This window comes from Mucilaginibacter calamicampi (genome assembly GCF_042676765.1).
In the GTDB taxonomy this organism is placed as follows: domain Bacteria; phylum Bacteroidota; class Bacteroidia; order Sphingobacteriales; family Sphingobacteriaceae; genus Mucilaginibacter; species Mucilaginibacter calamicampi.
Genome location: NZ_JBHTHU010000005.1, coordinates 410,696 through 431,143, shown reverse-complemented (window position 1 = coordinate 431,143; position 20,448 = coordinate 410,696). Strand labels below are relative to the sequence as shown.

Annotated in this window: 23 protein-coding genes; 10 read left to right on the top strand and 13 right to left on the bottom strand. The window is 41.1% G+C overall.

Annotated elements, in window-relative coordinates; translation table 11 throughout:
- Positions 1-2: 2 nt before the first annotated feature.
- Together ACFQZS_RS07595 and ACFQZS_RS07590 are read left to right on the top strand one after the other, a co-directional pair.
- Positions 3-821 carry a carboxypeptidase-like regulatory domain-containing protein gene (locus ACFQZS_RS07595; protein ID WP_377098858.1) on the top strand — a complete coding sequence of 273 codons (819 nt, stop codon included), beginning with the start codon at positions 3-5 and terminating at the stop codon, positions 819-821.
- A 79-nt stretch (positions 822-900) separates the two neighbouring features.
- Entirely contained in the window at positions 901-1,497 is a 597-nt protein-coding gene (locus ACFQZS_RS07590; RefSeq protein ID WP_377098856.1) for a C40 family peptidase, read from the top strand.
- A gap of 1 nt (position 1,498) precedes the next feature.
- Here the strand turns inward: ACFQZS_RS07590 and ACFQZS_RS07585 are convergent, their stop codons facing one another.
- Positions 1,499-2,098, bottom strand: a complete 600-nt coding sequence (locus ACFQZS_RS07585; RefSeq protein WP_377098854.1) for a YdeI/OmpD-associated family protein — start codon at positions 2,096-2,098, stop codon at positions 1,499-1,501.
- Here ACFQZS_RS07585 and ACFQZS_RS07580 point away from each other — a divergent pair.
- Together ACFQZS_RS07580 and ACFQZS_RS07575 are read left to right on the top strand one after the other, a co-directional pair.
- On the top strand, positions 2,085-3,086 hold the full coding sequence (locus ACFQZS_RS07580; protein ID WP_377098852.1) for a 2-dehydro-3-deoxygalactonokinase: 1,002 nt from the start codon (positions 2,085-2,087) through the stop codon (positions 3,084-3,086). The genes ACFQZS_RS07585 and ACFQZS_RS07580 overlap by 14 nt on opposite strands.
- Positions 3,076-3,711 (top strand): bifunctional 4-hydroxy-2-oxoglutarate aldolase/2-dehydro-3-deoxy-phosphogluconate aldolase, encoded by a 636-nt coding sequence (locus ACFQZS_RS07575; protein WP_377098850.1) that lies wholly within the window; start codon positions 3,076-3,078, stop codon positions 3,709-3,711. The genes ACFQZS_RS07580 and ACFQZS_RS07575 overlap by 11 nt, the downstream gene beginning before the upstream one ends.
- A 9-nt stretch (positions 3,712-3,720) precedes the next feature.
- Here the strand turns inward: ACFQZS_RS07575 and ACFQZS_RS07570 are convergent, their stop codons facing one another.
- Entirely contained in the window at positions 3,721-4,968 is a 1,248-nt protein-coding gene (locus ACFQZS_RS07570; RefSeq protein ID WP_377098848.1) for an ABC transporter permease, read from the bottom strand.
- Positions 4,969-5,215: 247 nt separating this feature from the next.
- Between ACFQZS_RS07570 and queA the strand changes: the two genes are divergently transcribed.
- Together queA and ACFQZS_RS07560 are read left to right on the top strand one after the other, a co-directional pair.
- A complete protein-coding gene (gene queA, locus ACFQZS_RS07565) occupies positions 5,216-6,265 on the top strand; it encodes a tRNA preQ1(34) S-adenosylmethionine ribosyltransferase-isomerase QueA (RefSeq protein WP_377098846.1) in 1,050 nt (349 codons plus the stop codon).
- Positions 6,266-6,336: 71 nt separating this feature from the next.
- Positions 6,337-7,035 carry a 2-C-methyl-D-erythritol 4-phosphate cytidylyltransferase gene (locus ACFQZS_RS07560; protein WP_377098844.1) on the top strand — a complete coding sequence of 233 codons (699 nt, stop codon included), beginning with the start codon at positions 6,337-6,339 and terminating at the stop codon, positions 7,033-7,035.
- Here the strand turns inward: ACFQZS_RS07560 and ACFQZS_RS07555 are convergent.
- The 8 genes from ACFQZS_RS07555 to sppA all read right to left on the bottom strand — a co-directional run bounded on the left by ACFQZS_RS07555 (position 7,032) and on the right by sppA (position 14,926).
- A complete protein-coding gene (locus ACFQZS_RS07555; protein WP_377098842.1) occupies positions 7,032-7,511 on the bottom strand; it encodes a SixA phosphatase family protein in 480 nt (159 codons plus the stop codon). The genes ACFQZS_RS07560 and ACFQZS_RS07555 overlap by 4 nt on opposite strands.
- 6 nt (positions 7,512-7,517) lie before the next feature.
- Positions 7,518-8,150 (bottom strand): porin family protein, encoded by a 633-nt coding sequence (locus ACFQZS_RS07550; RefSeq protein WP_377098840.1) that lies wholly within the window; start codon positions 8,148-8,150, stop codon positions 7,518-7,520.
- The gene (locus ACFQZS_RS07545; protein ID WP_377098838.1) at positions 8,150-9,178 is read right to left on the bottom strand and encodes a glycosyltransferase family 9 protein; all 1,029 of its coding nucleotides are present in this window, start codon (positions 9,176-9,178) and stop codon (positions 8,150-8,152) included. The genes ACFQZS_RS07550 and ACFQZS_RS07545 overlap by 1 nt, the downstream gene beginning before the upstream one ends.
- Positions 9,179-9,781: a DUF4254 domain-containing protein gene (locus ACFQZS_RS07540; protein WP_377098836.1), complete on the bottom strand. Its 603-nt coding sequence runs from the start codon at positions 9,779-9,781 to the stop codon at positions 9,179-9,181.
- Positions 9,782-9,829: 48 nt separating this feature from the next.
- Positions 9,830-10,420: a D-glycero-beta-D-manno-heptose 1-phosphate adenylyltransferase gene (gene rfaE2, locus ACFQZS_RS07535; RefSeq protein WP_377098835.1), complete on the bottom strand. Its 591-nt coding sequence runs from the start codon at positions 10,418-10,420 to the stop codon at positions 9,830-9,832.
- Positions 10,389-11,366, bottom strand: a complete 978-nt coding sequence (gene rfaE1 / locus ACFQZS_RS07530; protein ID WP_377098833.1) for a D-glycero-beta-D-manno-heptose-7-phosphate kinase — start codon at positions 11,364-11,366, stop codon at positions 10,389-10,391. Before rfaE1 ends, rfaE2 begins: the two co-directional genes overlap by 32 nt.
- On the bottom strand, positions 11,359-13,053 hold the full coding sequence (locus ACFQZS_RS07525) for a helix-hairpin-helix domain-containing protein (protein WP_377098831.1): 1,695 nt from the start codon (positions 13,051-13,053) through the stop codon (positions 11,359-11,361). The genes rfaE1 and ACFQZS_RS07525 overlap by 8 nt, the downstream gene beginning before the upstream one ends.
- A 97-nt stretch (positions 13,054-13,150) precedes the next feature.
- The gene (gene sppA / locus ACFQZS_RS07520; protein ID WP_377098830.1) at positions 13,151-14,926 is read right to left on the bottom strand and encodes a signal peptide peptidase SppA; all 1,776 of its coding nucleotides are present in this window, start codon (positions 14,924-14,926) and stop codon (positions 13,151-13,153) included.
- A gap of 89 nt (positions 14,927-15,015) precedes the next feature.
- Between sppA and folK the strand changes: the two genes are divergently transcribed.
- Both folK and ACFQZS_RS07510 read left to right on the top strand, forming a co-directional pair.
- A complete protein-coding gene (gene folK, locus ACFQZS_RS07515) occupies positions 15,016-15,495 on the top strand; it encodes a 2-amino-4-hydroxy-6-hydroxymethyldihydropteridine diphosphokinase (protein ID WP_377098828.1) in 480 nt (159 codons plus the stop codon).
- Positions 15,496-15,517: 22 nt separating this feature from the next.
- Entirely contained in the window at positions 15,518-15,889 is a 372-nt protein-coding gene (locus ACFQZS_RS07510) for an Hpt domain-containing protein (protein ID WP_377098826.1), read from the top strand.
- On the opposite strand, the gene purS is transcribed toward ACFQZS_RS07510, so the two are convergent.
- The 3 genes from purS to rho all read right to left on the bottom strand — a co-directional run bounded on the left by purS (position 15,886) and on the right by rho (position 18,572).
- Entirely contained in the window at positions 15,886-16,140 is a 255-nt protein-coding gene (gene purS, locus ACFQZS_RS07505) for a phosphoribosylformylglycinamidine synthase subunit PurS (RefSeq protein ID WP_377098824.1), read from the bottom strand. The two genes, ACFQZS_RS07510 and purS, sit on opposite strands and share 4 nt — an antisense overlap.
- Entirely contained in the window at positions 16,121-16,843 is a 723-nt protein-coding gene (locus ACFQZS_RS07500) for a CDP-alcohol phosphatidyltransferase family protein (RefSeq protein ID WP_377098821.1), read from the bottom strand. The genes purS and ACFQZS_RS07500 overlap by 20 nt, the downstream gene beginning before the upstream one ends.
- Before the next feature lie 139 nt (positions 16,844-16,982).
- Positions 16,983-18,572 (bottom strand): transcription termination factor Rho, encoded by a 1,590-nt coding sequence (gene rho / locus ACFQZS_RS07495; RefSeq protein WP_377098819.1) that lies wholly within the window; start codon positions 18,570-18,572, stop codon positions 16,983-16,985.
- A gap of 374 nt (positions 18,573-18,946) precedes the next feature.
- Here rho and pyrF point away from each other — a divergent pair, with 374 nt between their 5' ends.
- Positions 18,947-19,777 (top strand): orotidine-5'-phosphate decarboxylase, encoded by an 831-nt coding sequence (pyrF, locus tag ACFQZS_RS07490; RefSeq protein ID WP_377099619.1) that lies wholly within the window; start codon positions 18,947-18,949, stop codon positions 19,775-19,777.
- Between the two features lie 113 nt (positions 19,778-19,890).
- A complete protein-coding gene (locus ACFQZS_RS07485; protein WP_377098817.1) occupies positions 19,891-20,418 on the top strand; it encodes a hypothetical protein in 528 nt (175 codons plus the stop codon).
- The last annotated feature ends 30 nt before the right edge of the window (positions 20,419-20,448 follow it).

Sequence of the window (20,448 nt, the reverse complement as noted above, 5' to 3'; positions counted from 1 at the left end):
TAATGAAAAGGATCTTTTCAGCTTTTTTAATACTGATCCTATCAATCAGCCTTGCGCATGCCCAAAAGATAAGTGGCTGGGTTAAGGATGCTAAAACCGGCGAAACCCTGCCCTATGTAAATATTGGCGTTATTGGCCGGGCGGTTGGAACTGTAAGTAACGATGCAGGAAAATATAGCATAACGCTTAATAACAATGCGGATGACAGCCTGAGGTTTTCTATGATAGGTTACAAGCCGCAAGCTTACGTTATAAAAGAACTGGCTACACGCCAGGGCGATTTAAATATTTCCCTGGTACCTGATGTTAAACAGCTTGGCGAAGTTAAGGTAACTAACCGCAAATGGAAAACCGGGGTGTTGGGCAATACTACCAAATCCCAATCAACAAGCGCAGGTTTTCATGATAACCAACTTGGGCACGAGATCGGTATCATCATAAAAACCAAGAGGTCGCCTACCTGGCTGAAACGCTTTAACGCGTCAATTGTAAAAAACGATCTGGACTCTGTTATAATGCGATTAAATGTTTACAGTGTGAAGGACGGCATGCCGGACAAAAACCTGTTACATGACAACATTTTTGTAACCGTAAAAAAAGGACAAAAGGCTATTGATGTAGACCTTACGCCATACAATATTATGGTGGAGGATAAGTTTTTTATTGGGCTGGAATGGATAAAAACAGAACCCGGGCACGGCCTTATGTTTTCGGCGGCGTTGTTTTTTGCAAGTCCTATCATATCGCGCGAAACCAGCCAGGCGGCCTGGGAAAAGTTAGGTATTGCGGGAGTTGGTTTTAATGTTACGGCAGAGTATTAAATTATTCTCTATAAAGTCTATCCATAGGTTTATTACATCTATTTCAAAACATTCTATAAATTAAGGTGTCGTAAGGTGTATGAAGCAATTGCTGTACATCTGTGCCGTTTCTATCTTACTTTACTCTTGTTATGGTGAAGATAAACCCGATTTTGTTTACAATGCCCCTATATCAAAGCAAGCTGATACACCATTAGCCAAAAACACTATCTCTTTAGCTCCACTAAAACCTGATAATGCAGGTTATACAACCATTGCCACCGGTAATTTAACACCTGTAGCCCTAATACAATATGCAGAAACACTAAAAGGTGTCCCCTATCTGTACGGGTCTACAGATCCGGCTAAGGGGTTTGATTGTTCCGGATTTATTACTTACGTTTTTAATCATTTTAATGTTGCTGTGCCACGGCAATCAGTCGGGTTTACGTACGTTAACCGGCATATTGATATAAAAAATGCCAAAACCGGCGACCTGATCCTTTTTACCGGCACAGATAGTACCGTAAAAGTTGTGGGGCATATGGGTATTCTTAAAATTGATCCGGGTAAACAGATCACATTTCTGCATTCAACCTCAGGTAAGGATGATGGCGTAACAGAAACCCCGCTTAATGCCTACTACCAGGGCCGGTATATGCATACCATCAGAATATTTCGGCAAAACGACAGGTAGTTTATTTCGGTAGCCTCTGCCCGGTTTCTAACAGCTGCAAAGTTTGAACTATGCGCTGTATCCGGGTATCTTCTCTTTTTGCAGAATAGATATGATTAATGAACGCCCGTTGCTCTAAATCGGTGCATTTTAAAAAGTTGCTGTAGGCCTCTTCATTATCCTGCAAACACAATAAAAACTCTTCGGGAATGTCTGCGGGCGCGTTATCCGCATATAATACAACATGTATCCAGTCGCCTTCTTTTTTCTTTATCTTTTTTCTGATCTCTGCCCTTACAGGTAAAAACAACTGTCCGCTGCTCATGGGCATTAATCTATAAGCCTTCAATTCAAAATCATCTATAAAACCATTTACCTGTATCCAACCAAACGGGGTTTTCTTTTTGCGTACCGTTTCGGGTAAAACGGTGTAGGTCCACCCACCTTTGCCCTTAGCTTTTTCCAATAAAAACTTATCGTTCACCAAAGGTTCCTGAGCTTGCATTTTAACGGCGCTAAAATTTATCTTTGCCCTGAAGTTAATAAACATATCTATAAACATCGCCTTAAAATGCGCTAAACGGTTTTGCCAATAGCCGTAACCCAATATGGAAAAACACATAATAAGCTGCGATTGGGGTTCAACATCTTTCAGACTGCGATTGGTTGACCGGACAAATCAAGCCGTTTTAAGTGAGGTGTTAACCGACGAAGGCATTATTTTTACATTTAACGCCTACCAGGCAAATGCTGCGCATAGCAATTTGAGCAGAAAACAGTATTTTTTAGAACAGCTTAAAACAAACTTAAGCGTACTCAGCAATAAATCATCGGTAGATCTGTCTGGTTTGGATATTGTGATATCCGGTATGGCTTCCGCGTCAATCGGCATGCACGAATTGCCTTACGCCGATCTGCCATTCGCTACCGATGGCAGCCAGGCCCGTGTTCAAATATTTGAGGCCGAAGAATCTTTTCAAAACAGGATCATACTTATTTCGGGTGTTAAAAGCGACAGCGATGTAATGCGTGGCGAAGAAGCACAATTGATAGGCCTGGTTCAGCTTTTAGGCATCAACACCCCTACCGAAACAGTTTTTATATTGCCGGGTACACATAGTAAACATCTAAGTGTGAGAGCAGATAAGCTTGTAGATATACAAACTTTTATGACCGGCGAGTTATACAATATACTTACACACCATAGTATATTGAAAGATTCGGTAGACGTAAACGTTCCCGAGGAACTTTCTGCGGAGGATAAAGAAGCATTTGTAAGGGGTGTACACAATTCAGCATCAGTCAACATATTAAATAGCTTATTCAGCGTGAGGACGAATCAGTTATTTAATAAACTGGGTAAAAAACAAAATGCCCTTTACCTAAGCGGTTTGTTGATGGGCAACGAATTGGCCGGCCTGCAAAAACATGAAGATGTACCACTGATATTATGTACCGGCGGCGCCGTACATAAACTATACAGGCTGGCATTTGAATGCCTTGGGCTTTTAACCCGCACTACAATTGTGCCTGCCGACGTGTTAAGCCGCGCCACCATAGCGGGCCAGATCATTATCGCTCAAAATAATACTCCTTTATATGAAAACTAATAAATTTTCTGAAGAGCTTTTTTTAAAAGTACCTATAGTGGGCATAGTAAGAGGCATGCCTTTTGACACCATAAAAAACATACTTTCTGTTTATGCGGATGCCGGGCTTAACACGATAGAAATAACAATGAATACCGAGGGCGCTGCCGAAATGATAGCGTTTATTGCCGATAATTTTGGCAGCACATTAAACGTTGGTGCCGGAACCGTTTGCACGCAGGCTGAACTTGATATAGCGCTAAACGCGGGAGCACAATTTATTGTTACGCCGGTTGTGAACCAAAAAATAATTGAACGTTGCGTTAACATAGACATACCTATATTTCCGGGAGCTTTTAGCCCTACCGAAATTTATAACGCATGGGAAATGGGGGCCTATATGGTAAAGATATTCCCGGCTACTCAAATGGGCGCTAATTATATTAAGGAGGTAAAAGCCCCGCTTAACAAAATAAAGTTAGCACCCACCGGCGGCATCACCCTTGATAACATTGAAACTTTTAAAAATGCAGGTGCCAATGCCTACGGATTGGGAAGCTCGTTATTTGATAAAAAATTAATAGAACAGGAAAACTGGAGCGAACTTAAAGCTCATCTTCAAAAATTTGCAGAGAAATTTGCTTAGCGTTTTCTGTTAATTGGTGCGTATAGCCTCTACCGGATCAAGTTTTGAGGCGAACCATGCAGGTACAATACCTGATATTGTGCCTATACCTACAGATGCTCCTATACCAATGATGATATTTTTAAGGTATAGTTTTATGGTTATATCGGCCAATGCGGTAACCAGCAAAGTACCCCCATATACCATCAATAATCCTATTATACCTCCCATAAGGCAAAGCACAATTGCCTCTATCAGAAACTGAAGCAGGATAAAATAATTTTTTGCACCTAATGATTTTTGAATGCCGATGATATTAGTGCGCTCTTTTACTGATACAAACATGATGTTGGCGATACCGAAGCCACCTACTAAAATTGAAAAAATACCTATAAATAAACCTGCTTTGTTTATTATGGCAAACACAATATCCAGTTGCGCGGTAAGCATTGTACTCTCATTTAATGAGAAATTATCATCCTGGCCGGGTTTTAAGCTGCGGATAGAGCGCATAAGGCCATGCAGTTCGCCTACCACCTCTTCAACCGGAATGCCCGCCTTACCTTTTACCACTACGGAAGGATTATATCTTGAAGATTGAACATCAATAATGTTTCGGGCAAAATTAAGGGGTATCAAAACCTGTTTATCGCTTGATATACCCAGCATATCATCGCCTTCTTTTGCAAAAACGCCAATAATGGTAACGTACTTGCCCATTACTTTTATTTTTTTGCCAACTCCATTTCCGCCGGGGAAAAGATTATCTGATATATCAGCCCCTACAACCGCTACAGGTGTACCGGTGCGCGATTCCATTTCTGTGAAATACCTTCCGTCCTGCAAATCAAAATTCCAGGTTTTATCGTGATCATGCGATGTTGCGTAGATCTGAGCACCTTCTATTGAGTTACTGTTATATTTAATGGTGCGGTTAGCTATGCTCACTTCATATGAAATCGCTTCGGCAGTTTGGCTCCGGCGCTCTAGTTCTACATAGTCTCTGATCTTTGAATCAGGGCGTTGCATGTATTTCCACCACGGAAAATTGTTATCGCCAACCCATGGCCATTTTTCAACATATACACTGTTGCTGCCCAGTTTGTCAACGCTGGTTTGCAGGTTATCGCGCAAAGTATCAACAGCCGAAAAAACCGCTATAATAGTAAATATGCCTATTGTAACCCCAAGTAAAGACAACATTGTGCGCAGGCGATTTTGCCTTAAGGCATCAAACGCAAACAAAAAGCTTTCCCTGAAGAGTTTTAAAAATATCATATTACGAACTACCTGAATTACTTGATTTCAACAGAATTCAAACTGAATAACAAAATTGTTGTTATGTATTAGATAAATACACGGGGCTTAAGTTACATCAATTAATTAATAAACTTAAACTACATTTATATTTGCATGGCGCAAGCGGGTGTAATTAAGTGTGTATCTGTGTAATCGCCAACATAAACAGCATAATCAATAAATATATTTGTACATTTGCGCCCTAAAATTCCTATAATAATAAACAATGAAGTTATCTCAATTTAAATTCAATCTGCCCGAATCACTTATCGCCCACACCCCCTCACAAGAGCGTGATGAGGCCCGTTTAATGGTTTTACACCGCGATTCTGGCAAAATTGAGCATAAGGTTTTTAAAGACGTACTTGATTATTTTGACGATAAGGACGTAATGATCCTTAACAATACCAAGGTATTTCCGGCCCGTATGTACGGTAACAAAGAGAAAACCGGGGCAACTATTGAAGTTTTTTTATTGAGGGAACTTAATAAAGAATTGCGCCTATGGGATGTACTGGTTGATCCGGCCCGTAAAATACGTGTGGGTAATAAGTTGTATTTTGGCGAGGATGACCTGCTTATTGCAGAGGTTGTTGACAACACTACCTCGCGTGGCCGCACAATACGCTTTTTGTTTGACGGTACCGATGAGGAGTTCCGCCGCAACGTAGAGATATTAGGTGAAACACCATTGCCAAAATATATTAAACGCAAAGCTACTACCGAAGATAAAGAGCGTTACCAAACCATTTATGCTAAACACGAAGGCGCGGTTGCAGCCCCAACAGCTGGTTTGCACTTTAGCCGCGAGCTGATGAAACGCCTGGAATTAAAAGGTGTTGAATTTGCAGAGGTTACGCTGCATGTTGGCTTAGGTACTTTCCGCCCTGTTGAAGTGGAGGATCTGACCAAACACAAAATGGACTCGGAGCAAATAATAATTGAAGCTAAGCAAGCTGATATTGTTAACAGGGCCATTGAGCGTAAAAAACGCGTTTGCGCTGTAGGTACTACCAGTATGAGGGCCATTGAATCGGCTGTATCCGCTGGTAAAATGTTGAAGCCTATTAACGATTGGACCAGCAAGTTCATCTTCCCTCCGTATGATTTTAGCATAGCTAATTCAATGATCACCAATTTCCACACACCTGAGTCGACCTTATTGATGATGATATCGGCGTTTGGTGGTTATGAGCATGTAATGAATGCATACGAAGTGGCCATAAAAGAAAAATACCGCTTTTACAGCTATGGCGATGCCATGCTTATCATTTAGTCATTAGTCATTATATCATTGGTCATTAATGTCGTTAATTAAATTTTCAAACCTTTAATGACGAATGACCAATGACCAATGACACCAACCACTACGCTATTGTAGTTGCCGGAGGTTCTGGCACGCGGATGGGTACAACTATTCCCAAGCAGTTTCTATCCGTAAACGGCTTACCAATCTTAATGCATTCATTACTTGCATTTTACAACAGTGCTTCAAAACCTCAACTTATTTTAGCGTTGCATACCGATTTTCACGATTATTGGAAACAGTTATGCAGTACGCACAACTTCGATATCCCACATACCTTAGTTAGTGGCGGCGAAACGCGCTTTCACTCGGTTAAGGCAGCATTTGATATAATAAGCGACACTAACAGCATTATTGCAGTACATGATGCCGTACGGCCGCTTATATTAAGTTTGCTGATTGATACAGCATACCAGCAGGCAGCCGAAAGCGGGAATGCTATAGTTGCAGTTAAAAGCCGTGATTCGGTGAGACAATTAAAAGGAGACACGTCTGTAAGCCTCAAACGCGATGAGATCTATCTGGTGCAAACTCCGCAAACATTTCAATACGCGCAATTAAAGGCCGCTTATTTACAGGCATATAATAATGCTTTTACTGATGATGCGAGCGTGGTAGAATCTGCAGGGTTTAAAATACACCTTGTTGAAGGTGACCATCAAAATATTAAAATAACTTTCCCCGAAGATATTGCTATAGCAGAATTAATATTGAAGAACCGTGGCGCTGCCGGATCCTAAATATTTTTAGGATAATCGTAGTAAATCAATTTCCCGCTGTTTGAAGTAACTGAAGCCCATACGCTTGCATCAAACTCAATAACAGCCACAGCGCAGGTAGGAACATCATGTGCAGCGCCGCTAAAATAATAAAGTAATTGCCCTATGCCCGGGTTATGGCCCACCATGCCTATGCAGTCTAAATTATCCGGAAGCTCTGACACTATTTCAACCAGATCATCCACATCAGCCTCATAAATGCCCTTTATCTCCTCGGCAGCAGGAATATTAAGATGCTGTGAAAAGATATTTGCAGTACTTATAGTACGCAACGCGGGACTGGATACCAGCATTTGCGGAGCCTGGTTATTCTCTTTTAAACGACCGGCCATTATAGCTGCATCGTGCATTCCTCCGCTGGTAAGTGGTCTTTCAAAATCAACATAGCCGCTTTCATGCGTAGCCTTTGCGTGCCGTATAATGACAAGTTTTTTCATAACTTATTATTTTATAAGATACCCCAATCCAACTGAAAATATCCTGTTCTTTACAACACTTGTACCGCTATCTTGTTGTGACAATGATGCGATATTATTTAAACCCATCGAATATCCCACATTAAATACCAGTCGGTTGCGCAACTCAAAGCCAGTTGAAAAATAAAGGCCGGTATCAAATTTTTTAACATCGTTCTCTTTGCCATATTTAATAATATCCGTAGTATAGCTGCCGGGAGTCTCGTAATTAAGCCGCCCTTTCCAGCCCATTGACAGGTATCCCCCCGCGCCTACAAAAAACACACCCGTGTTGCTAAACGTAAATTTTCTGAGCACGCTTACGGGCATATCAAAGTAGGTTAAATGCGTGGTTGTGGTTAACGCGTCATCATACACAACAGAGCCTTTGTTGGCAATGCCTAAAGCTGTGCTTAACCAAAACTCATCCACCAACGATATCTGCGCAAACCCGTATACGTTAAAGGTTTTTACACTGCTACCCGTACTACGCACAATTGAACTTTTAACCTGCTGATAAGCGAAGCCGCCCGCCACGCGTACACCATATAAAACCTGCGCTTTTAAGCTTACGGTTGTTACTGTAAATAAGAAGAAAAAAAGAAATACACGTTTAGTCATTATACAAATTTGAGCAATTTATTTGCAATAACATCGGGGGTTATATTATGCAAACATGCATAATCTTTTCTGAAACAAGGTTTATTGCCGTAAACAGAACATGGCCTGCAGGCTATATCATCTGCAACAATATTTTCTTCTGATTGACCATAACCTAAAAACCCGGCAAAGTGATGTGTTGCGCCCCAAACCGATACCGCCGGAACCCCTTGTAATGATGCTAAATGCATCCCTGCCGAATCCATACTCAGCATCACATTTAAATTGGTTATCAACTTTAACTCCTGTTGCATATTTAATTTATGCACGGTTGATGTTACACTGGCAAATGTTTGCTCCCACATCTCACAGATCTGTTTATCTCGCGGAGTGCCGCCAAAAAGAAATACTTTTACTTTATACTGTTGCAGCAATTGAAGCACCTGCGCCATTTTTTCTTCTGGATAAGTTTTGCCAATGTGTTGTGCAAAGGGGGTTATCCCTATCCATGCTTGCTCCTTCTCGCCCGTTATTTGCTTTATTTCGTCAGTTAAAATGCTTGCCCCACCTTTTAACTGATAGTCTAATTCAACCGGAAATCCTAACTCAGCAAAAACATCCGCGTAGCGCTGCGTAGTGCGTTTTAAAGGCTTTAAAACTTTACCGGGGAAGCGGGTAAGCAATTTCTTTTCCTCACGGCCTTTATTTACGGTTTTAACTTTTATCCCCGATAATTTAAATAATGAGCCTAAAACGTTTGAACGTAAATTATTGTGAAGATTGGCCACTACATGGTAAGTTGCCTTACTTTTAAGCTGGCTATACAGCCGCAAAAGGCCGGGAAGGCCCTTATGTTCTGAATTAAAATCAACTGCAAAATAATTGAGGCGCGGGATATCACAAAAGAAACTGCTGAAACCGGGGCGCGAAACAAAAGTAACCGTGAGATCAGGATACTGGTTCAATAACGCTTTAACAACAGGTACTGTCATGGCAACATCGCCCATTGCAGAGAAGCGCATCACCAGTAAATGCCTGGGCGTAGTCATCTATTGTTTATTGTATAAAACAGGATTAAGCGTTGGATCATTATACATTTTCATTTGGCGATACACTTTCATGTACTTATCCCCTTTTTCAATGTCCTCTAATAGTTCATCAATTGCTAACGAAAGGTCTTCGCGCTGTTGTAAAAGTATACCCAATTTGGTATTGTTCTTTTCGCGTAGCTGCTCGTCAATATTTGCACGTGTAGTTTCCTCGCGCATGTGGTAGATCTTCAATAATAAAATGGAAAGACGATCAATGGCACCTGCCGGACTTTCGGTATTGAAACGGGCAGTAGCCTTAGGCTTAGCGTCCTGGTACTTAGTGAAGAAATAATCATCAATAACCTCTACAATATCGGTGCGGTCCTGGTTAGATTTATCTATTCTCCGCTTCCACAGTACAGCCTCCTCGGGTATTATTGACGGATTGCGTATCTCATCCTCCATGTGCCATTGCGCGGTATCTATCCAGCATTTGGCATACAGCAAGTGATCTATGGTATTGGCAGTAAATGGGTTTTGCGGAACATGGTCTATATCATTGAATTGATGATAGTCTGTAATAACCTGTTCAAATATTTTGTTGCAGTGCTCGCTAAACATATTAAATAACAAAGCCAAATATAACAATAAAGCTATTGAACTTTGATTTTAATGGCCTTTGATCTTTTGGATAATGGATGTTGATGAAAAACCTTCAACAAAATCGATAGTTTTTACTTCGCCGCCATTGGCAATTACTTCTTTGGCCCCCACTATATTTTCTATCGCATAATCGGCACCTTTAACCAAAATATTAGGCTTAAGGTCATTGATCAGGCCCAGCGGCGTATCATCATCAAACAAAACTATAGCATCAACGAAAAAAAATGAAGCCAACAGTAAAGCTCTGCTATTCTCGTCGTTTACCGGCCTGTCAGGGCCCTTTAAACGTTTTACGGAAGCATCGGTATTTAAGCCGATTACCAACTTTTCGCCCAGTTCTGCGGCCTTGGTAAGGTAAGTTATATGCCCGGTGTGCAACAGATCAAAAACACCGTTAGTAAAAACTATCTTCTTATCCTGAAAGCGCCACGCAGCCAGCTTTCTTTTAAGCGATGTAGCATCTGTTATCTTATCCAATAAGGTTTTTTCTAACTGTGTCCTCATCATAAACGTATTTAAAAACCCTCTGCTGTCAATTTGCCTTAGATAGGTGGTAACGATATCATTAACCGGCCATATCAGCCAATATTTCGTCAATTGTTGCCGACGCGCTGCCCACCTGTCTGATTACAATAGCCGCTGCATGGTTAGATACCTCACAAGCCTCTTCTACGCTAAAGCCGGCAGCCAGAAAATAGGCTATGGCAGCGAGTACGGTATCGCCTGCGCCGGTAACGTCAAAAACCTCGGTAGCTTTAACCGGCAGCGCTTTATAAGCCAGCTCAGTCAAAATAACCATTCCTTCTTCTGATAGCGTTACCACCAGGTAATCTGTTTGGGTTTGGGCAAAAATTGTTTTTGCTGCCTCCTGTAAGTCGCCTATATTCCCAATTTTTTCCAGTTTGGCTGCCTCGGCCAGTTCCTTACGATTAGGCTTTATCAGGTAGGCTCCTTTGTATTTGGCATAGTTTAATCCTTTAGGATCAACAATTACCTTCTTTTGTGCTTTGCCGGCCGCTTGCAGCAACCTTTGGGTAAGACCTTGCGAGAATACTCCTTTATTGTAATCAGAAAAGATAACAATATCGGCAGCATCCATGCTTTTAATGATCTTGCCTGCCAGTTCATCCTCCACCTCAAGGCTGATCTCATCCGTAACTTCCCGGTCTATCCTAACCAATTGATGGCTACCGGCCAATACCCTTGTTTTAACTGTTGTAGGGCGGCTATTATCAGTTACTATACAATCCGTTGCAACATGCTCTGCCTGTAATATTTCTTTTAACTGAGTACCCTGCATATCGTCTCCAACTATCCCGGCTAAGATCACATCAGCGCCTAACGAAACTAAATTTTGGGTTACATTGCCGGCCCCGCCCAGCGTGGTTGATTCGTTTTTAACATTTACAACGGGCACGGGCGCCTCGGGCGAAAGCCTGGTAGCCTGGCCCCATATATAATGGTCAACCATCAGGTCGCCTATAACCAATATGGTTGGCTTTATGTCTCTATCGCGTACAGAAAGTACTTTGTCCTTAAGCATTTATGGCGTTTTCGGTTAGTATTTTGGTTTTAAAGAACCGGCTTATTTCAGGCAATGAAAGCGCATTTAAACATCTTTCTTTATATAAACCTCCTTTGCGCGCGGCCCATACGCCGTATTGCATATCGTTAAAACCCTCGTTACGGTGCGCATCCGGATTAATGGACAGCCAAACGCCCTTATCCAAAGCATATTGGTGCCAGCGCCAATCAAGATCTAAGCGCAAGGGGTTGGCATTTACCTCTATCACCACATTATTGGCGGCGCAGGCGTCAATCACTTTTTTATAATCAATTGTATAACCATTGCGGCTTAAAAGCAGCCTGCCGGTTGGGTGGCCCAGCATAGTGGTATATGGGTTTTCTATCGCTTTTATTAACCTTGCCGTTGCTTTTTCTTCGTCCATTTTTAAATTAGAATGGATAGAGGCGACAATAAAATCAAAACGCTTTAATATTTCCTCGGGGTAGTCTAAAGAACCATCGCCCAAAATATCAGACTCAATGCCTTTAAACACATAAAAGCCGTCGGCACTTTTATTAAAATGATCTATTTCTTCGTGCTGTTGTAAAACCCGCTCAATACTCAAGCCTTTGGCATACACCGCGCTTTTGCTATGGTCTGATATACCCAGGTACTCCAGATGCATGGTATCGCGACAGTAAGCAGCCATTTCCTCTATGGTGTTAACACCATCACTCCAGGTGCTATGGTTGTGTAAAGACCCTTTTAAATCGGCAAATCCAATTAATTGCGGAAGCTTATCATTAGCGGCTTTTTCTATAAACGTATCACCTTCGCGCAGTTCGGGTTGCATGTACGCTAAACCTGCCTTTTGATAAATAAGCAATTCACTTTCCGGCTGATCGGATTCCTCGGTCTCGCGTTTCATGACAGCGGCAACATGCTCATCGTTCCCCGTTTCAAAGAATAGCGTTCTAAAAAAATAGCGTCTTTCAACACAAGGTATTTTTACTTTAAGGCCGTTAGCGGTTTGGGCGATAATACAATCGCCCTCGCGGGTTATACTATGTAAAGCCGACGAAGTTAAAAGTGTACACGCAGTCATGTCAGGATCGCGCGTACCCAATACGATCACCAATTCATTAATAATTTCGCACTTCCGCCTGTATTCACCCGCAAATTCTATCAAAATGTTATCAAAAACACTTCGTAGCTCGTCCATCAACCCTTTTGCTTCAGGCTCCACTTGCGCGTATAAAAATTTGCCATGGCTTGCCATTACAAACTCTATCACCTTAAGTATATCTTCCTGTGTTTTTAAGCCGAAACCTTTAGCTTCAATAAGTCGATTTTCGTTACAGGCGTAATAAAGCTCACCGACAGTCTCAATGCCCATATCGCGCCATATGGCGGCAACTTTTTTTGGACCGATCCCTTTTATGCCCATCATTTCAACAACGCCTGCAGGGGTGTTATCGATAAGGCTGTCCATTTCTGCCATGGTGCCGGTTTCTAACAACTCAACAATTTTAGCAGCCAGGCTTTTACCAATGCCGTCTATCTTTTCCAATTCGGCATAGCTTTTATCGGCAAGTTTAAAAGGCAGTTTATCAACCTTAAAAGCAGCGTTAGCTACTGATTTAATTTTAAAGGGATTAACATCATGCAGTTCCATCAGCTGCGAAAGCAACCGGAGTTTACGTGCAATGGCTTTGTTTTCCATAATTTAGCTGAAGCAGTAAAAGTACAAAAGCTGCCGCTTAGTTCATAACTATAACGGCAATAGCTTTGTTTGTGCCTTTGTTGTTTAAACGGGCAATCTACCTTATTTCAACATTATAGAACATACGCGCCTGGGGTACGCGCATCATTTGGGTTAACCCTTTTATTTGTTTGTACACGCCATAGTGTTCGCCCAATTCTTCCTTCACCATATCTTCCCGAATTTTAGCACTAAAACTTGAACTAAGGCTTTTCAATACGCTTTTTTGATCAGGGTAATCTACCACACGATAATCCTTCAACTTAGCCATTTTAGCTGCCGATTTAACAGCATTATTGATACTTCCTAAACGGTCTACCAAACCTATTTTTATGGCCTGTTCGCCTGTCCATACACGGCCCTGGCCAATGCTATCAATATATTCGCGCGTTTTATGTCGGCCGTCTGCCACGGCTTTTGTAAAATCAAAATATCCACGGTTAACCTGCGCCTGTAGTATGGCACGTTCATCAGCAGTAAGTGGCCTGTCAACAGAACCCATGTCTGCATACTTGCCCGTTTTTACGTTATCAAACGTTATCCCAAGCTTATCATTTAATAATTTCTGCATGTTGGGCAGTATGGCAAATATGCCTATTGAACCGGTTACTGTATTGGGCTGCGCGTAAATAGAGTCTGCCGCGCAAGCTATGTAATAGCCGCCTGATGCTGCCACGTCGCCCATTGAAACAATAACGGGCTTTACTTTTCGTGTTAACAATACCTCGCGCCAAATTACATCAGAAGCTAAAGAACTGCCTCCCGGCGAGTTTATACGTAGCACCACGGCCTTAACCTTCTCGTCTAACCGAACTTTGCGGAGCGCTTTTGACAGCGTTTCTGAGCCAATGCTATTGTCATTGCCTTCCCCACCCGCAATTTCGCCCGATGCATAAACCATCGCTATGCGGTTAGATGATACGTCGTCTTTATCGCCTACGGGTGCGTTGGTGTAATCAACCACATCAACAGTGTGTAAATCATTTTTTGCACTGGTGCCAGTACGTTTTTTTAGCTCGGCTATAATTTCATCCTTGTATTTCAAGCCATCAACCAATTTATATTTTAGCGCGTCTTCAGGCTCTCTGATATAAAGGTCATCAGCATATTTATATAATGAGTCTTTATTTATCTTCCGACTTACACTTATACCGTTTAAATAATGATTGTATAGCGAATTGATATAGGAGTTGACCTGTAAACGGTTGGCATCGCTCATTTTTGTAAGGATATAGGGCTCAACCGCGCTTTTATAGGTGCCTACCTTAATTACCTGAGCCTCTATACCTAATTTATCAAGAGCACCCTTATAGAAAGTCACGTCAGAACTGAAACCATCAAACTCCAGCATACCTTTAGGGTTCAGGTAGATCTTATCAGCTACCGATGCCAGGTAATAAAATCCTTTGGTATAGATCTCGCTGTAAGCAACTACAAATTTGCCCGATTTTTTAAAATCAATAAGGCCATTACGTATTTCCTCGGTAGTGGCCTGCCCGGATTGCATATAGCTTTCGTCAAGAAAAATGCCTTTTATTTTATCGTCTGTTTTAGCCTTTTTAATGTTGGCAAGGATATCCTTTAAACCTATGCTCTTATCGCCGCCAAGCCCTAAAAACTCTAAACCTTCCAATGGGTTATCAGGAGTGCGTTCTTCAATAGCCTTTTGTATTGAGATATAAAGTATAGAATTATTGTCTACCATAGTACTCTTTTCGCCCCCGGCAGATGCTATTATCCCGCCCAAAACAAGTGCGAAAACCAGTATCAGCACAAAAAACGATAAAACTACACCAACAATGGTTGCCAATACAAACTTGAAAAATTGCTTCATTTAATATTATTCTATAACTATGCAAACTTAATAAAAGGCAAGGTATTAAATTATTATTAAGAGCCTTGCCGCTTATATTTGTTACAACAATGAATAACGTTTTTTTATTATTGGGAAGCAATCTTGGCGACCGGCAATTGCTATTACAAACAGCTATTGCACAGATAAGTGAAAGAGTTGGCGCAGTATTGCAAACATCGGCCTTATACGAGACACAGGCATGGGGAAAGACGGGTGAGCCTGATTACTTAAATCAGGTTGTTTTTTTAAAAACCGGACTAACGGCAATTAACGTACTTAACGAAATACTGGCGATAGAAACCGGCATGGGGCGCAAACGTTATGAAAAATGGGGATCGAGGCTGATAGATATTGATATTTTGTTTTATAATGACGAGATTATTAAACAAGATGCTTTAGAAATACCTCACCCTGAATTGCAAAACAGAAGGTTTACCTTAGAGCCGCTTGCAGAGATAGCTCCCGGGCTTGTTCACCCTGTACTTAACAAAACGATGTTGGAATTGAAAAACCAACTGACAGACAGTTTGGTAGTAAAAAAATTATAAATTTGAAATATTAACCTTTTATATGACAGAATACCCTTCCGGACCAGATTTTGACCTATCATTGTTATTGGAGATAGCCGATGGCAGCGACGAATTTATTGTTGACTCTATAGAAATGTTCCTGCAACAAACTCCGGAATCTTTACAACAGGTAATTGACGCCATAAATGTACAAGACTGGCCAACAGCCGGCGCGGCAGCACATAAAATGAAATCAACACTTGGTTTTTTTGGGATGCTGGAGAGCCAGGCACTTATTCATAAAGTTGAGTTAAGCTGCAAAAGCGGCACGCCTAACGTAACCGAAGTACTTGCGCAATACAACCAGGTTAAGGCCAACATGGCCGAAAACACAGAGAAACTTCTGAAAATAAAAGCTGACGCGGGAGCCTAAACCTGCTCTAATTTAAAGCTGTAGCTTTCCATTATTAAATTTGCCAGCAAGTTTTTGCATGCCTGGTCAACCTTAGCGTGGGCAGCCTGTTCATTTTCGGCTTCAATTTGCAATGAGATATGTTTGCCGATGCGTACATTCTGAATTTCGGATAATCCTAAATTTTTCATGCTTCCTGTAACCGCTTTTCCTTGCGGGTCAAGAATTTCTTTTTTTGGCATTACGTCAATTTCAGCCTGGAACTTTATCATTTGCAAATTTAAATTGAATTATAGATAAGGTGATGTAAATAAAAATAACCACCGGAACAGCGACAAATTTAAAAAATAGTATCAATATTGCCGAGAAGAGTAGCAGTAAATAACGGTAAATATTTCTGTTGAAATCGCGGTTCTTAAATTTAAGCGACATAAGCGGCATTTCCATAACCAGTAACGCGCACATAACAATAATAAATACCGTAAGCCCGTAAGGATTAAGTATGTACTTAGATAGCGAAGGATACTGTTGCAGAATAAGTGGAAAAGAAGCTATTAGAATAGCATTGGCAGGTGTGGGCAAACCTATAAATATTTCGGCCTGCCGGGTATCCGTATTAAATTTTGCCAGCCTGAGCGCAGAAAATACCGGGATAAGAAACGCCGAGAAATTTAAATAGGTACTTACCTTATCAATTTGCGGGGCCTGTAAAAACAATTGGTAAAGTATTACAGATGGCAATACTCCAAAACTTACCATATCAGCAAGGGAATCAAGGTCTTTCCCAATGCCCGAAAATGATTTTAAAACCCTTGAGGCAAAGCCGTCAAAAAAATCAAATATGGCGGCTAAAAACAAGGCATAAGCAGCATATATCAGTTCTCCCTGAAAAGCAAAAACTATCCCTACACAGCCACTGAACAAATTTGCGCAGGTAATAAAATTGGGAATATGCTTTCTAACTCGTTTCCTCATTATGCGGCTAAGGTAGGGGTAATACCTTAATAAATTGTTAACTTAACGATAGTTGATTAGTGATTAGTACATTAGAGGTTAGTTATATTTTTAACTAACCTCTAACTACGGATCAACCGATCACTTCATCTCAAATTTATTAAGAATTCATGGAAATAAGGAATTCCTCGTTTGATTTTGTGCCTTTTATCTGGCTTTGCAAGAACTCCATTGCCTCTAACGAGTTCATATCAGCAAGGTGATTCCGCAATATCCAGATCCGTTGAAGCGTATCGCGCTCCAACAGCAAATCGTCACGACGGGTGCTTGATGCTGTAATATCAATAGCCGGGAATATACGTTTGTTAGATAATTTTCTATCCAGTTGAAGCTCCATGTTACCGGTACCTTTAAATTCTTCAAAGATCACCTCGTCCATTTTAGAGCCGGTTTCTGTTAAGGCAGTGGCGATAATTGTTAATGAGCCACCATCTTCAATATTACGTGCCGCACCAAAAAAGCGTTTTGGCTTGTGCAGCGCGTTAGCATCAACACCACCTGATAATATTTTACCGGATGCCGGGGCCACAGTATTGTAAGCACGCGCTAAACGAGTGATAGAATCCAACAGGATAACCACATCGTGGCCGCACTCAACCATGCGCTTAGCTTTTTCAAGAACTATGTTGGCAATTTTTACGTGGCGCTCAGCCGGTTCATCAAAGGTTGACGACACCACTTCTGCGCGTACACTGCGAGCCATATCGGTTACCTCCTCCGGGCGCTCATCAATCAAAAGAATGATAAGATATACCTCGGGATGATTTTTGGCGATGGCGTTAGCAACGTCCTTTAACAGCATAGTTTTACCTGTTTTAGGTTGCGCCACAATTAAACCACGCTGCCCCTTACCTATCGGCGAAAAAAGGTCCATTATACGGGTTGAGTAGTTACCCGGATCAGTAAATAAATTCAATCGCTCTGATGGGAACAAAGGTGTTAAGTGATCAAAAGGAACGCGGTCGCGCACCTCGGCAGGTATGCGGCCATTAATAGCCTCAACCCTTACCAGCGGAAAATACTTCTCGCCTTCTTTTGGCGGGCGGATGCTGCCACGTACAGTATCACCGGTTTTTAACCCAAAAAGCTTTATCTGCGATTGTGATACATAAATATCATCAGGAGAGGTTAAATAGTTATAATCTGAAGAGCGTAGGAAACCATAACCATCAGGCATGATCTCTAAAACACCTTCGTTAACTATAACATTGTCAAAATCTAGATTTATTGCGGGCTCTTGTTGCTTTTGCTGGTTATTTACCCTGCGATCAAACTTCTGCGGGCGTGTATCTGCAGCTTCTTCAGGTGGTTGCGGAGCCGTTTCAAACTCCTGCACAACTGGGCTGCTTACTTCCGGTTCGTTATCTTCGGCGGGTGCATCTTCTTCTACTTCAAATAAATTAGTATCATCCAATGGAACTTCCACACGAGGTTTTGCGCCTTTAACAACGCGGCTTCTTTTACGCGGCTTACCGTCAGCATCATCATTAGCCGGTGCATTAACAGGCGTATAGTTATTCTCTACGGCAGCCTGTTGCGAACGCGCTGCTTCAATAAGCTGCTGCATCTCGGCAATGCCGGTTATTAACTGGGGTTTCCTAAGCTCATCAGCATCGGCTATACCTAAACTTTTTGCAATTTCGCGCAGCTCAGATACGAGCTTGTCGTTCAATTCAGTGGTATCAAACATAAATGAATTTAATTCAAGGGGATTTTACGTTGTGTGTTTGTATTATTTGCGGGTGTTACCATAAGTAACCAACGCCACGGTTGTTTTGTAATAAAATAATGAAGTAGCTTGTAAGCAAATAATAGAGTATTAACTAAGAAATTTAAACTGCAGCTTGACTTTCAACGTTAAAACCCAAAGTATTTAAAGTAATATCAAATTGTGGGATTTAAACTTGTTTCTTTAGTGCAAGAAAAATTCAGGAAAACAGTGCAATTCTAATTAATTAATTTTAAAAAACAAACTTTTTAAAAAAATATGTACAATAGGATAACACTTAATCTATTTTTTAGTTTTTTTGGCGAACAGATAAATACATAATAGCCGTATATATGATCTCGCGCCAGGAACTGATAAACCAGATAAAGCAAAAAAAATCTTTTTTATGCGTTGGCCTTGATACCGATATTGAAAAGATACCTTCCTTTCTGCTCTCCTACCCCGACCCGATATTTGAGTTTAACAAGCGCATTATTGATGCTACAAAAGATCTGTGTGTGGCTTATAAACCCAATTCTGCTTTTTATGAGTGCCGTGGTGTTAAGGGCCTGCAAAGCCTTATAGCGACGTGGGAATATCTACCTAAAGATTGTATTAGTATTATTGATGCCAAGCGTGGCGACATTGGCAATACATCTGATAAATACGCGCAAGCATTCTTAGATGAGGCCTCATCCGGAATGAGTTTCGACGCGATAACAGTTACTCCTTATATGGGTAATGATAGTATTACACCGTACCTTAAATATGAGGGCAAATGGATTATCATACTCGCGCTTACTTCGTCTGTGGGCAGTAAAGATTTTCAGTATTTACCAACCGATGACGGCCATTTGTATGAAACCGTAATAAAAAAGGCCAATACCTGGGCAGGTGCAGATAGATTGATGTACGTAGTAGGCGCAACCAAAAGCACCGAGTTTGCCGAGATACGCAAACACGCACCTGATAACTTTTTATTGGTACCCGGCGTTGGTGCACAAGGTGGAAGTTTACAGGATGTTTGCCAATACGGAATAACAAAAGATTGTGGTTTGCTTGTCAATTCCTCGCGCGGAATAATTTACGCCAGTAACGGCGAGGACTTTGCTGATGCGGCAAGAGCAGAAGCGCTTGCCATTCAGCAACAAATGGAAGTAGAACTGAAGAAAATTGGAGTTATTTAAACAATACTATGTATTCCGTTAAAGTATTAACTCTTTTAATAACTGCATTTATTTTACATGGGTGCCAAGCGGATTCAAACCGGTTAAAAGCACGTAATTCTACAAAAAACACTTTGTCGTTAACAGACGGCGACCAAAACGAAAATTCTTTTAAAAAATTCAAGGCCAAATTTAAATTGCTATCACTTCCGTTAAGTATTAATACATTAGAGATAGATGTATCGAAGCAACGTAAATTAACCGGCGAGGATAATATCTTCGTTAAATCAGAATATCCAAATGAGCTTTATGCTTATGGAATGCTAACCGATACAACGGGTACTTATAAACTAATTTGGCTGGAGCCTGCCGAAATACATGTGCCTGTTTTAGCTACATTTACAAAGACCGGAAAATTTATCAAGAAAGAATACATGAGTGTAGGGCAATGTGGGTCTGATTGCGGTTTTGAATGCACTGAATTTATACAAATTAAAACCGACTTAACTATTTTCTCGGCTGATTCTATCAAAAGTTCAGCTTGCGATAGCATGGGAAACATTAAGGAAACCAGCACTCAAAAATATACGCTGTTTAAAAAAGGTAAGATAAGCAAAAACGGAAGGATAGATTTTACCTCGGTAAATAAAAAGATCCACTAAATTTCACGAATCAGCAAAAATGCTAATTCG